The sequence below is a fragment of the Streptomyces flavalbus genome, assembly GCF_042674625.1.
In the GTDB taxonomy this organism is placed as follows: Bacteria; Actinomycetota; Actinomycetes; order Streptomycetales; family Streptomycetaceae; genus Streptomyces; species Streptomyces flavalbus.
On record NZ_JBHTEB010000001.1, the window covers coordinates 7447264 to 7459500 of the forward strand.

14 protein-coding genes and 1 pseudogene are annotated in these 12237 nt (G+C 73.3%); 7 read left to right on the plus strand and 8 right to left on the minus strand.

Annotated elements, in window-relative coordinates:
* Positions 1-10 precede the first annotated feature (10 nt).
* Positions 11-1120: a MupA/Atu3671 family FMN-dependent luciferase-like monooxygenase gene (locus ACFQZ6_RS33195; protein ID WP_381616901.1), complete on the plus strand. Its 1110-nt coding sequence runs from the start codon at positions 11-13 to the stop codon at positions 1118-1120.
* Positions 1121-1217: 97 nt separating this feature from the next.
* Positions 1218-2030 carry a class I SAM-dependent methyltransferase gene (locus tag ACFQZ6_RS33200; protein WP_381616904.1) on the plus strand — a complete coding sequence of 271 codons (813 nt, stop codon included), beginning with the start codon at positions 1218-1220 and terminating at the stop codon, positions 2028-2030.
* 21 nt (positions 2031-2051) lie between these two features.
* On the opposite strand, the gene ACFQZ6_RS33205 is transcribed toward ACFQZ6_RS33200, so the two are convergent.
* Complete coding sequence (locus ACFQZ6_RS33205; RefSeq protein ID WP_381616907.1) at positions 2052-2840, minus strand: thioesterase II family protein; 789 nt, start codon at positions 2838-2840, stop codon at positions 2052-2054.
* A 14-nt stretch (positions 2841-2854) separates the two neighbouring features.
* Positions 2855-3556 (minus strand): YczE/YyaS/YitT family protein, encoded by a 702-nt coding sequence (locus tag ACFQZ6_RS33210; protein ID WP_381616909.1) that lies wholly within the window; start codon positions 3554-3556, stop codon positions 2855-2857.
* Between the two features lie 186 nt (positions 3557-3742).
* On the opposite strand from ACFQZ6_RS33210, the gene ACFQZ6_RS33215 reads away from it, so the two are divergent.
* From ACFQZ6_RS33215 to ACFQZ6_RS33230, 4 genes are all read left to right on the plus strand, one after another.
* Positions 3743-3970, plus strand: a complete 228-nt coding sequence (locus ACFQZ6_RS33215) for an acyl-CoA carboxylase subunit epsilon (protein ID WP_381616912.1) — start codon at positions 3743-3745, stop codon at positions 3968-3970.
* A gap of 36 nt (positions 3971-4006) precedes the next feature.
* Positions 4007-4963 (plus strand): GlxA family transcriptional regulator, encoded by a 957-nt coding sequence (locus ACFQZ6_RS33220; protein ID WP_381616914.1) that lies wholly within the window; start codon positions 4007-4009, stop codon positions 4961-4963.
* 182 nt (positions 4964-5145) lie between these two features.
* Positions 5146-6144, plus strand: a complete 999-nt coding sequence (gene gap / locus ACFQZ6_RS33225; RefSeq protein ID WP_381616916.1) for a type I glyceraldehyde-3-phosphate dehydrogenase — start codon at positions 5146-5148, stop codon at positions 6142-6144.
* A gap of 129 nt (positions 6145-6273) precedes the next feature.
* Positions 6274-6897, plus strand: coding sequence for a hypothetical protein (locus ACFQZ6_RS33230; protein ID WP_381616919.1), 624 nt, complete (start codon positions 6274-6276; stop codon positions 6895-6897).
* Between the two features lie 8 nt (positions 6898-6905).
* Here ACFQZ6_RS33230 and ACFQZ6_RS33235 read toward each other — a convergent pair whose 3' ends face one another.
* From ACFQZ6_RS33235 to ACFQZ6_RS33260, 6 genes and pseudogenes are all read right to left on the minus strand, one after another.
* Positions 6906-7109: a hypothetical protein gene (locus ACFQZ6_RS33235; protein ID WP_381616922.1), complete on the minus strand. Its 204-nt coding sequence runs from the start codon at positions 7107-7109 to the stop codon at positions 6906-6908.
* Between the two features lie 223 nt (positions 7110-7332).
* A complete protein-coding gene (locus ACFQZ6_RS33240) occupies positions 7333-7866 on the minus strand; it encodes a tellurite resistance TerB family protein (RefSeq protein ID WP_381616925.1) in 534 nt (177 codons plus the stop codon).
* A 203-nt stretch (positions 7867-8069) separates the two neighbouring features.
* On the minus strand, positions 8070-8651 hold the full coding sequence (locus ACFQZ6_RS33245) for a hypothetical protein (RefSeq protein WP_381616928.1): 582 nt from the start codon (positions 8649-8651) through the stop codon (positions 8070-8072).
* A gap of 158 nt (positions 8652-8809) precedes the next feature.
* On the minus strand, positions 8810-9151 hold the full coding sequence (locus tag ACFQZ6_RS33250) for an erythromycin esterase family protein (protein WP_381616931.1): 342 nt from the start codon (positions 9149-9151) through the stop codon (positions 8810-8812).
* A gap of 29 nt (positions 9152-9180) precedes the next feature.
* Positions 9181-9429 (minus strand): annotated as a pseudogene (locus ACFQZ6_RS33255) (erythromycin esterase family protein); the annotation flags it as partial.
* A gap of 130 nt (positions 9430-9559) precedes the next feature.
* Positions 9560-10573 carry a LacI family DNA-binding transcriptional regulator gene (locus ACFQZ6_RS33260; RefSeq protein ID WP_381616934.1) on the minus strand — a complete coding sequence of 338 codons (1014 nt, stop codon included), beginning with the start codon at positions 10571-10573 and terminating at the stop codon, positions 9560-9562.
* A 267-nt stretch (positions 10574-10840) separates the two neighbouring features.
* On the opposite strand from ACFQZ6_RS33260, the gene ACFQZ6_RS33265 reads away from it, so the two are divergent.
* On the plus strand, positions 10841-12154 hold the full coding sequence (locus tag ACFQZ6_RS33265) for an ABC transporter substrate-binding protein (protein WP_381616937.1): 1314 nt from the start codon (positions 10841-10843) through the stop codon (positions 12152-12154).
* Positions 12155-12237: the final 83 nt, after the last annotated feature.

Genomic DNA, 12237 nt, shown 5'->3' on the forward strand with positions numbered 1-12237 from the left:
ACCGATACCGATGGATTTCAGCGTCTACTTCTTCTCCGCCAACGACCGCAACGACTTCGGCGCCCGCTACCGGTTCATCCTGGACGTGGCCCGCTTCATCGACCGCCAGGGCTTCACCGCCATCTGGACCCCGGAGCGGCACTTCCAGGAGTTCGGGGGCAGCTTCCCCAACCCGGCCGTACTGTCCGCGGGGATCGCCGTGGCCACGGAGAACCTGCGCATCCGGGCCGGGAGCGTGGTGGCGCCCCACCACCACCCCGTCCGCGTCGTCGAGGAGTGGTCCCTGGTCGACCAGCTCTCCCAGGGGCGGGTGGGGGTGTGCCTGGCCACCGGCTGGCACCAGGGCGACTTCGTCTTCTACCCCGACAACTACGCCACCCGGCGCGAGTACACCCTCGACAACGTCGACACCATCGCCGCGCTGTGGCGGGGCGAGTCCCGGTCCTTCCCCGGCCCCGACGGCCGCCCCCTGGACGTACGGACCTATCCGCGGCCCTGCCAGCCGGAGCTGCCGATGTGGCTCGTGCACACCTCCAACCCGCAGACCTGGGTGGAGGCGGGCAGGCGCGGACTCAACGTGCTGTCCCTGCTGACCAGTTGGGAGAAGCTGGAGGAGGACATCGCCCACTACCGCGCCGCCCGCGAGGAGGCCGGGCACGACCCCGCGGCGGGCACGGTCACCGTGGGGATGCACACCTACGTCGGCGACGACGAACAGCGGGTGTGGAACCTCGTACGCGAGCCGGTGAAGGGCTACCTGGCGTCCTTCATGACGCAGAAGCGCAACGACGACAAGGTCAGCGGCACCTCCCGCGGCACCGACGCGGCCGAGCAGGACAAGCTGGCGGAGCTGATGGCCGAGGACTACTACAGCCGCCGGTCCCTGCTGGGCACCGAGGACAAGTGCGCGGCGACGGTGGAGCGGCTGCGCGGCGTCGGCGTGGACGAGGTGGCCTGCCTGGTCGACTTCGGGCTGCCCTTCGACACCGTGACCCGGGCCCTGCCCGCCCTGGACGCGCTGCGGCGGCGCTGCGCCGCTGACCCCGGCCAGGAACCGGCGCCCGAGACCCCCGCCGCGGGTGCCGGGGCGACCCCGATGAGCTGGTACTACACCACCTGACCGGCCCCGTGCGGTGCCGTACCGGGGCACCTGCCAGCCGACGGCACCGCACGGCGCCCGCACCACCTTCCGGTGCTCCGACGCAGAGAGGCACCACATGACCTCGTCGCACCCGTCCCACACGGAGGCGGTCGCCGAACTGTACGACTCCTTCGTCGCCGCGCACGCGCGCATCTGCGCCAGCAACCTGCACGTCGGCTACTGGAAGGACGCGGACGACGACGCGAGCTTCGAGGTGGCCGCCGAGCGGCTGACCGCGCTCATGGTGGAGCGGCTCGCGCCCCGGACCGGGCAGCGCGTGCTGGACCTCGGCTGCGGCATCGGGCAGCCCGCCTTCCAACTGGCGCGCGGCCACCCGGTGGAGGTCGTCGGGGTCTCCGTCAGCCGCCGTCAGATCGAGCACGCCAGCGTCCGCGCCCGGCAGGCCCGGCTCACCGACCGGGTCCGCTTCGAACGGGCCGACGCCCAGCAACTGCCGTACCCGGACGCGTCGTTCGACGCCGCCTGGTTCTTCGAGTCGCTGATCCACATGACCGACAAGCCGCGCGCCCTGCGGGAGGCCGCCCGGGTGCTCCGACCGGGGGCCCGGCTCGCCGTCGCCGACATGTTCCACCAGCCCGGCCGCGACTGGTCCACGCCCCACCCGCTGGTGACGGCCGTACCGCTGGCCGCCTACCAGCCGATGCTGCGCGCCGCCGGGTTCGACGTCCTCGACCAGTCCGACGTCACCGCGCGGGTGTGCGTCCCGCGACCGCTGCGGGACCGGCTGCGGGCGACGCTGGCGGAGCACCGCGACGAATGGGTGGCCCTCGCGGGCGAGGAGGTGGTGCGCGTCCTCCTCGACACCGAGGACGACACCTTCGACACACCCGGCCTCGGGTACGTCCTCATCACGGCCCGCAGACGCTGAACGTCCCGCGTACCAGCGCGCTCACGGCACCAGCGCGCGCAGCAGCTCCGCCGACAGGTGCGTGAGCAGCGGCTCCCGCGACGGCTGGAGGAAGAAGTGCCCGCCGGGCAGCAGCAGCGTGCCGCACCCGGCGCCCGTCACCTCTCCCCACGCGGCCAGGGACGCCGTCGTCGTCTCCGGGTCGTCGACCCCGCCGTACGCCACCACCGGGCAGCCCAGCGGACGCCCCGGCGTGTAGCGGTAGGTCTCCAGCATCGTGGTGTCGGCGCGCAGGATCGGCAGGTACATCGCCCGCATCTGGGCGTCCTCGCGCAGCAGCGGCGGGATCGCGCCGTACCGCTGGTCCAGCACGTCGAGGTACTCGTCGTCGGGCAGCCGGTGCACGGTCCCGGCGTACGTGCGGTGCTGCGGCGCGTTCCGGGCCGACACGGCGAGCAGCACCGGCTCCGGCAGCCCCAGCTCCCGCAGCGCGCGCACCGTCTCGAAGGCGAGGAACGCGCCCAGGCTGTGCCCGAAGAACGCGTACGGCCCGCCCAGTTCGGGCGCCAGCGCCCGCGCCAGCTCCCGTGCCGTGGCCAGCAGGTCGGTGCGCAGCGGCTCCTGGAGGCGGGCGTCACGGCCCGGCATCCGCACCGCCCACGGTTCGATCGTCGCGGGCAGCAGCTCCGACCAGCTGTGGAAGGCCGCCGCGCCGCCGCCCGCGTAGGGCACGCAGACGAGCCGCACCAGCGGGGGCCGCGCGGGCGCCGCGTCCCGCATCCGCAGCGCCCATCCGGCGGCCGGTCGCGCGGAGGTGTCGACGGTGGTCAAGGGCGTGGCCTTCCTCAGGCGGGGTCGGATTCCAGCCGGGCGGTGACCGGGGCCGGAGCCGCGAGCCCGTGGTTGCGCAGCGAGAACAGGCGGGTGTTCAGCCGCATACAGGGCTGGAGGAGGGTGTCGACGAGCACCAGGAAGCAGACGGTGCCGACGCCCACCGGCCCGCCCAGTACCCAACCGGCCGCCAGCAGCACCAGTTCGAGGCTGCCCTTGGCGGTCCAGAACGGCCAGCGCCAGCGGTGCGTCATCGTGATCGCCACCAGGTCCATGGCGCGGATGCCGATCCCGCTGATGATGATCAGCGCCGAGCCGTAGGTGCACAGCCCCACCCCGACGAGCATGAGCACAGTGCTGGGGACGGGCAGCAGGGAGGCCGCCTCCAGCGCCCGCAGCGCGTCGATGATGCTGCCGCAGAGGAAGAACGTGACGAACGGCGACACCGGCGGCCTGCGCCGGTTCCACGCCGCCCATCCGGCCAGACACACCGCGGCGACCGTGGCCTGCACGATGCCGATGGTCAGCGGCGCGTGCTCCAGGACGCCGAGGGCGAACACGTCGAGCGGGTCGGTGCCCAGGTCGGCGTGGATGAAGCAGGCGGCGCCGCTGGAGAACAGCAGACAGCCGATCAGGTAGACCGCGTACCGTCCGCGGTGGGCGGCGACATGGCCGCGCAGCCGGGACCAGGCGGACCGGGAGGACAGATCACCCACGAGGCACTCCAGCGCGTTCCGGCAACGGGCGGGATATCGTCATGGGCCCCGAGCCTGCCCGAGCGACCCGGCGCGCCGCCCTGGTGACCGCCCCAGCATCGACCCCAGTCCCGGCCCGCCCGCATGGCGGCGACCGCCCGCCCGCCCCTAACGTCGGCCCCGGTGGCCAGCGGGAGGGAGAGGCGGGTGGAGGCTCCGTACGAACCGCTGCTGCGGGTCGAGAAGGGCGAGGCGAGCGCCCAGGACCTCGCCGCGCTCGTCGCCGTGTTCGCGTGGCTGCGGCAGCGCCGCCAGGACACGGACGCGCGCCCCGGCCCGCCGGACCCGCCCGCCGCGCGGCCCCCGAAGGCGACCTGGCGGCGCCTCGAACGCCGCCCGTACCACGGCGTCCCCACGAGCTGGAACACCCACTGACGCGATCCGGGCCCGGCGCCTCGTACCCTGTCCGGCGTGCCACCTCCTCCGCTGCGCCGCGTCGCCGTCCTGGTACTCGAAGGGGCCAAGCCGCTCGACGTCGGCATCCCCGCGCAAGTGTTCACGACCCGGGCGAGTATGCCGTACGAGGTACGGGTGTGCGGGGCCGCGCCCGGCCTGGTGACCGGCGGCGACGGACTGTCGTACCACGTCGCCCACGGCCTCGACGTGCTGGAGTGGGCCGAGCTGGTCTTCATCCCCGGCTACCGGTTCCCGGACCGCGACGACCCGCCGCCCGCGGTCGTCGACGCGCTGCGCGCCGCGCACGCCCGGGGCGCGCGGCTCGCCGCCATCTCGACCGGCGCGTTCGCGCTCGCCGCGACCGGACTGCTCGACGGCAGGCGCGCCACCACCCACTGGCACTACGCGCGCGCCCTGAAGGCCCGGCACCCCCTCGTCCAGGTCGACGAGAACGTGCTGTTCGTCGACGAGGGCAGCGTGCTGACGTCCGCCGGGGCCGCCTCCGGCATCGACCTGTGCCTGCACGTCCTGCGCGGCGACCTCGGCGTGGCCGCGTCCAACCACGCCGCCCGGCGGCTGGTCGCGGCGCCCTACCGCAGCGGCGGGCAGGCGCAGTTCGTGCCGCGCAGCGTGTCCGAGCCGCTGGGGGAGCGGTTCGCCGCCACCCGGGAGTGGGCGCTGCACCGGCTCGGCGAGCCCCTCAGCCTCAAGGTGCTCGCCCGGCACGCCGCGGTCTCGCCGCGCACCCTGTCGCGGCGGTTCGTCGACGACACCGGGTACACGCCGATGCAGTGGGTGATGCGCGCCCGCGTCGACGCGGCCCGTGAACTGCTGGAGCGCTCCGAGCGCAGCGTCGAGCAGATCGCCGTCGACGTGGGCCTGGGCACCGGCGCCAACCTGCGCCTGCACTTCCAGCACATCCTGGGCACCACCCCGAGCGAGTACCGGCGCACCTTCGCCCGGGGCGAGTAGGGGCGGGACGGGGCGGCCGGGAGCGCCTGGCGCGATCCTTGCGAACCGTGGCGCTCCCGCCCCGGCCACCCGCGGACGCGGCGCGCGAGGCTGGTGACGAACCAAGGGACGCAAGGCCCCGGGGCGTCGGACCGCAGGGACGCCGGAACCCCCGGGGACGAAGGGATGAAGGGACACCCCTCATGACGCGCATCGCCATCAACGGATTCGGCCGCATCGGGCGCAACGTGCTGCGCGCCCTCCTGGAACGCGACAGCGACCTGGAGATCGTCGCCGTCAACGACCTCACCGAGCCCGCCGCCCTCGCCCGGCTGCTCGCCTTCGACACCACCGCGGGCCGCCTCGGCCGCCCGGTGACCGTCGACGGGGACACCCTCGTCGTCGACGGCCGCCGGATCAAGGTGCTCGCCGAGCGCGAACCGGCACGGCTGCCCTGGGCCGAACTCGGCGTGGACATCGTGCTGGAGGCCACCGGCCGCTTCACCTCCGCCAAGGCGGCCCGCGCCCACCTCGACGCGGGCGCGCGGAAGGTGCTCGTCGGCGCGCCCTCGGACGGCGCCGACGTCACCCTCGCCTACGGCGTCAACACCGACGCCTACGACGCCGAGCTGCACACCATCGTCTCCAACGCCTCGTGCACGACGAACGCCCTCGCGCCGCTGGCCGCCGTACTGGACCAGCTCGCCGGGATCGAGCACGGCTTCATGACGACCGTGCACGCCTACACCCAGGAGCAGAACCTCCAGGACGGCCCGCACCGCGACGCCCGCCGCGCCCGCGCCGCCGCCGTCAACATCGTGCCGACGACGACCGGCGCCGCCAAGGCGATCGGCCTGGTGCTGCCGAACCTCGACGGCAAGCTGTCCGGCGACTCGATCCGGGTGCCGGTCCCGGTCGGCTCGATCGTCGAACTCAACACCACCGTCGCGCGGGACGTGACCCGCGACGAGGTGCTGGAGGCGTACCGCGCCGCGGCCGAGGGCCCGCTCGCCGGAATCCTGGAGTACTCCGACGACCCGCTGGTCTCCGCCGACATCACCGGCAACCCGGCCTCGTCGATCTTCGACTCCGCCCTCACCCGGGTCGACGGCCGCCACATCAAGGTCGTCGCCTGGTACGACAACGAGTGGGGTTTCTCCAACCGGGTGATCGACACCCTGGAACTGCTCGCCCGGGGCTGACACCCCGCCCGCCTGGGTATGCCTTCCCCCACGCGCACGCGCTGAGGGTTGGGGGGAGCTGGCCCGGTGACATGGCGCCGCCGGGTAACCGGCCGACCGGCATCGAGAGGTGCCCGGCGACGCCAGGCGGTGCGACTGCTGCGCACCCAGGGCCGGTACGGACCCGAGTTACGCGAGGTACTGCCCGCGCTCACCGTGCTGGTCCTGGTCGCGTGTGGCGCGTTCGCCGCCCTGACGGCGGCCTACCGCCACCTGGGCGCCGGGGTCCTCATGGCCGCGGCGGCCCTGGTGGCGGTCGTCGTCCCGGTGACCGTCGTGTGCCGTCGGCCCCGGCTCCGCCGCCGCCTCGGGTACTACACCCCGCACGAGATAGCCGAGTTGGACCCGGACGGCCTCGCCCTCGCCGTCTGCCACATGCTGCGCCGCGACGGCTGGACGGCACGCCGGGCGCCCGGTGGCGGGGTACGGCCCCGGGTGCGGGCCCGCCGCGCGGACGGACCGCGCCTTGAGGTGGCGTTCCGCCCCGTCGCCGAACCGCTGCCGGACGAGGACCCGCCCCACCGGCGCGACCGCGAACCCCCGCTGCGGCTGGTCGTGCACCGGGGCACCTTCGGCGCCCGGGACACCGCGTGGGCGCGCGCCAGGCCCGACACCCGCCTGGTGGACGGCGCCCTGCTGAGCCGTTGGGCGCACGGCACCCCGCTCGACCGGTTGATCGACCTGACCGACCGTCAGACGCCCCCGCCAGGCTGACCGGACGGTCAGGAGGTCACACCCGACGGCGCGCTGGTCTCGGCGTCACGCTCGACCTGGCGCGCGTGCAGCAACAGCAGACCGGCCAGATCACGCGCCTCGGCCGCGGTGAGCGCCGCCCACACCCCGGACTCCCCGCCCGGGTACTGCCCGACGTCCAGCGTGACCCGGCTGATGGGCCGCTCCGCGACCGCGAGCCGCAGCCGGCGCACGGAAATCCTGCGCCCACACCTCGTCACCAAAGACGTGCCCTCACTCGCGGACGGCCAGTCACGCTCTGCGGTCGCCATCGGTCTTCACGCTCCTCCGCCGGATCAGGAAGCCCCCCAACCGAGATCCACTCCACGATCCCCCAGGGGCACCCGGATCAGCACCACCCGCGCCCGGATTGTTCCCCGGGCCGGGCGGTGCCACGGACCCGGCGGCCGGTGCGGATCAGAGCTGGAACTCCGCCGGGGAGATCCCCAGGGCGCCGCACACCTCCCGGATGACCGTCTCCTCCGCCTGGGAGAAGTGGCCGTCGGCGCCCGCGATCACGATGCCCATCTGGATCACCGCGCGGGCCTCGGTCGGCTTCTTGGCGGTCTTGGCGATCTCCTGCAGGGCCTCGGCCTTGCCCTGCGCGAAGTCGTACGTCAGGCGGTCGACGTGCTTGCCGAAGCGCTGGCGGAGCTGCTCGGGCGGGAAGTTATGCAGCACGTCGTTGCTGACGATCAGCGACTCCATCTGCTGCCGCTCCGCCGCGTCCACATGCCCGTCGGCCGCCGCGACCAGCGCGCACATCGCCATGCTGGCGTCCCGGTACGCGCCGCTCTTCAGCTCCGTCTTCAGCGAACCGAGCTGGGTCTTCAGCGCGCTGACGAGCTGGGCCCGTGATCCACCGCCGGACCGCGTGCCACGGCCGCCGTGCCCGCCCTGGGACTGCTGGAGCGCCTTGGCCTGGTCCTTGAGCCGGTCCCACACTGCCATCGAAGGTCACCTCGGTATTGATGAAGGGCTTCTGCCGTCTGTCTCGAACCCGCTCACGCGCGCTCGACCCTCCAACGACCGGCCCCCACGCAAAGGTTCCGCAAAGCGCGCACTTCCCGGCGCCTTCCCGCCTTCCCGCCTTCCCGCCTCCCCGCCTTCCCGCCTCCCCGCCTCACCCCTTCCCCGCGTCCCGCCCGCCCCGTTCAGTGCGCGACCGGCGCCGCCCCCAGGCCGAACAGCGAGCCCACCGCCCGCGCGAGCCCGCCCGCGCACTCCTCGGCGGCGTCCGCGGGCACCGCAAGGCGCCGCAGCGCGCCGCACAGCGCGTCCTCCAGCAGCATGATCTGCCCGCCCAGCATCCGCGCCCCCGACGGCCCGTGCCGCTCCCGCTGGGCCAGCAGCGTGAGCACCTCCTGCGCGTCGGCCTGGAGCTCCTGGAGCACCTGCCACTCGCGCACCGCCGCCCGCCCCCGCCCCAGCACCTCCGGGAACCGTTGCGCCAGACTCCCGTGCCACAGCGACAGCGCGCCCTCCATCTCCGCGCGCAGCCCGTCGAGACAGAGCCGCACCGCCAGCGCGCCCATCGACACCGTGACCACCGGCGCGGCCGTCCGCACCGTCGTCGGGGCGGGCCGCGCGGCGCCCAGGTAGTTGCGCAGCACGACCGGCATGACCTCCGCGTCGGCCGTCGGCCCGTGCGCGTCGGGCGCCAGTAAGGCGGAGACGGGAGCGAGGCAGTGAGCGGCCTGCTCAGCCGCCGTGTGACATGCGTAGTCCGTGGGCACGATGCGTCGTTCCTTTCCAGGCGGCGCGCCTGGCTGCGGCCGGTTCTTGCCGGGTTGCACGCCGTGAACGCGCTTTCGGTTCACCACGGGTGCGGAAAACGTTCACCAAGAACCGCGGCAGGACCCCGACGCCCTCCGTCACCGCACGGCACCACACGTCACAGCAGCACCGGAGCCCCGCGCAGCGGCGTGACCGCCTCGCTGTCGTCGAGGTAGCAGAAGGCGTCGTACCGCTGGGACAGCACCGTCGGCACGTAGGTGCCGAGGTGCTCGTGGCGCGGCCGGTAGACGACGCCGATCGCCCGGTGCCCGCGCTCCTGGTGGAACCACGCGCGCGGGCCCGTCGACGGAGGCCGCTGCAACTGCACGTGCGGGAAGACGAACAGGGCCCGCCGCCCGGGCACCGCGGCCTGGTGCAGCAGCTCCTCCAGGCTGCCCGCGTGCGCGGGCGGCACGTCCATGACCCGCGGCTCCGCACCCCACCCGGTCGCCGCCAGCACGGTCCCCGTGTACGCGCCGGCGCCGCGACCACCGAGGCGTTGACGGCCTGGCAGTCCGGCCAGTCGCCCTCCACGGCGACGAGGGAGAACCCCTTCTCCTCGATCAGGCGGCGGGTCAGCGCGCCCCGCAGCCGGTAGTAGTCGGCCGTACCGTGCGACGCCTCGCCCACCAGCACATAGCGGGCGTCCCCCACGCGGTCGAGCAGCGGGTCCAGCGAGGCCGCGTCCGACAGCGGCAGGGCGTCCTCCCGGATGCGGAGCAGATCGGTGTCGGACACGGCTCGTCCCCTTCCGTACGCCCCCTTCCGTTCCGTACGCCCGCCCGGCCCCCTTCCGTACGCGCGCCCCGGGTTCCCCCGTCACCCCCACGGAAAACGGCACTCCCGACCTCGGGGAGAACGGCACCCCCTACGACGACTCCCGCACCACCAGCTCCGTGGGCAGCGTGACCTGGCGCCCCGCCGGTGCCGCCTCGGTGATCTCGTCGAGCAGGATCCCGGCCATGGTCCGGCCCAGCTCCTCCACCGGCTGCCGGACCGTCGTCAGCGGGGGATGGGTGTGCCGGGCGAGGACGGAGTCCTCGAAACCGACGACGGCGACGTCCCCCGGCACCCGCCGCCCCTGGCGGCGCAGCTCCGTCAGGGCGCTGACGGCCATCAGGTCGGACGCGGCGAAGACGGCGTCCAGATCCGGCGCGCGTTCAAGCAGTGAACGCATCGCCCGGCGCCCGCCCTCCTCCGTGAAGTCCCCGGCCTCCACCAGCAGTTCGTCGGCGACGGCCCCGGCCGCGCGGTGCGCGTCGCGCCAGCCCGCGAGGCGGCTGCGGCCCACGTCCATGTCGAGCGGCCCGGTGATGGTGGCGATCCGGCGCCTGCCGCGCTCCAGCAGGTGCCGTACGGCAGCCGCGGCGCCGCCCGCGTTGTCGGAGGTGACGTGGCTGAGCCGCTCGCCCTCGTCACGGCGGCCCGCGAGCACCGTCGGCAGGCCGAGGTCCTCCAGGATGCCGGGCAGCCGGTCCTGGGCGTGCACGGAGACCAGCAGCACCCCGTCCACCCGGCGGGTCGCCACCGAGGCGGTGAGCTGGTCGCGTTCGGCCTGGTCACGGACGAGCATGAGCTGGAGCTGGGTGCGGGTCTCGGCGAGCGCGCCGCTCACCCCGCGGATCAGCGCGGCGAAGAACGGCTCGGAGCCGAGGCGGCTCTCCGACTCCGGGATCACCAGGGCCACCGCGTTGGTGCGGCTGGTCACCAGCCCCCGGGCGACGGAGTTGGGGACGTAGTTCAGCTCCTTGATCGCCGCGAGCACCCGGGCGCGGGCGTCGGCGCTGACGAGTTCCGAGCCGTTGATGACCCGGGAGACGGTCGTCCGTCCCACCCCGGCGCGGGCGGCGACCGTCTTGATCGTGGGACGGCGGTTCCCCACTGCGTGCTCCTCACCGACGCGGACCTGACCAGCGGCATTGTGGCAGACGCGGGAACGGCGGCAGCACCCCCACCGGGCTCGGGAAGCGAACGCTCAGCCCGGGTCCGTTCGGGCAATTGTTTTCAAGTTATTGACAGGGACGGTCGCTGCCATGAGTCTTCTCACCACCGGTGGGTACGTTCCCACCCCTCGGTGGGAACGTGCCCACCAAGATCATCCACTCTCATGACTCCGGTGTGCCAGAGCCGTCCGTTGGAGGAAGAAACCATGGGCCTTGCAGACAGGTCGTTCCGAACCAGAGCCGTCGCGTTCGTCGCGGCCACCGGCGCGCTCGCGCTCCTCGTCGGCTGCTCGGGCGGCGACGACTCGGTGACGGGCGGCGGCAAGAAGGACGGCAAGACCGTCATCACCATGGGCCTGTTCGGGGTCATGGGCATCAAGGAGACGGGCCTGATCGAGCAGTACGAGAAGGAGAACCCCGGCGTCGACGTCCAGGTCGAGGTGGCCGGTGACGAGCAGACCTACTACACCGCCCTCCAGACGAGGCTGGCCGCGGGCAACGGCCTCAAGGACATCCAGGGCATAGAAATTGGTAGGGCCAAAGAAATCACCGACACCCAGGCCGACCGCTTCGCCGACTTCTCCGACGTGCCCGGCACCGACCACTTCCTGCCGTGGAAGCTGTCCCAGATCACCACCGGCGACGGCAAGGTCCTGGGCCTGGGCACCGACATCGGCCCGATGGCCGTCTGCTACCGCAAGGACTACTTCGAGCAGGCGGGCCTGCCCACCGACCGCGAGGAGGTCGGCAAGCTCTGGGAGGGCGACTGGGCCAAGTACGTCGAGGTCGGCCGCGACTTCAAGAAGGGCTTCAAGGGCGGCAAGGTCGCCTACATGGACGCCGCGAGCGGCCTGTTCAACGCGATGGTCTACGGCCACTCCGAGCAGTACTACGACGAGCAGGGCGAGCTGATCTACGACAAGAACCCGGTCGTCAAGGAGGCGTGGAACCTCGCCGCGGACGCCGCCGAGGACGATCTGACCGCCAAGCTCCGCCAGTTCCAGCCGGGCTGGGACCCGGGCCTGGCCAACGGCACCTTCGCCACCGCCGTCTGCCCGGCGTGGATGCTCAGCCACATCAGCGAGAAGGCCGGTGACGCCAACAAGGGCAAGTGGGACGTGGCCAAGGCCCCGCAGGGCGCCAACTGGGGCGGCTCCTTCCTCGGCGTGATCGACAAGAGCCCGGTGAAGGAGGAGGCCAAGAAGCTCGTCGCCTGGCTGACCGCTCCCGAGCAGCAGACCCACATCTTCGAGGAGCTGGGCAACATCCCCTCCTCCAAGACCGCGCTGGACAGCGCCGAGGTCAAGAACGCCACCTCGGAGTACTTCAACGGCGCGCCCATCGGCCAGATCTTCGGCGCCGCCGCCCAGGAGATCCCCGACAAGCAGGTGCTGGGCCGCAAGGACGGCACCATCAAGGACACCTTCTCCCAGGGCCTGACCCTGATCGAGCAGCAGGGCACCGCGCGTGACGAGGCGTGGGACACCACCGCGGAGCGCATCGAGAAGGCGGTCGGCTGACCGGCCGCCGTCCCCGGGGGCCCGCCCGCCCGTACCCACGGGCGGGCGGGCCCCGAGCCCCGGCTCACCCACCCGCTCTCAGG

What these genes read in the sequence shown, in the direction of transcription:
- ACFQZ6_RS33195 (WP_381616901.1), top strand. Translation starts at nt 11, where the DNA reads ATGGATTTCAGCGTCTACTTCTTCTCCGCCAACGACCGCAACGACTTC.
- ACFQZ6_RS33200 (WP_381616904.1), top strand. Translation starts at nt 1,218, where the DNA reads ATGACCTCGTCGCACCCGTCCCACACGGAGGCGGTCGCCGAACTGTAC.
- gap (WP_381616916.1), top strand. Translation starts at nt 5,146, where the DNA reads ATGACGCGCATCGCCATCAACGGATTCGGCCGCATCGGGCGCAACGTG.
- ACFQZ6_RS33240 (WP_381616925.1), bottom strand. Translation starts at nt 7,866, where the DNA reads ATGGCAGTGTGGGACCGGCTCAAGGACCAGGCCAAGGCGCTCCAGCAG.
- ACFQZ6_RS33265 (WP_381616937.1), top strand. Translation starts at nt 10,841, where the DNA reads ATGGGCCTTGCAGACAGGTCGTTCCGAACCAGAGCCGTCGCGTTCGTC.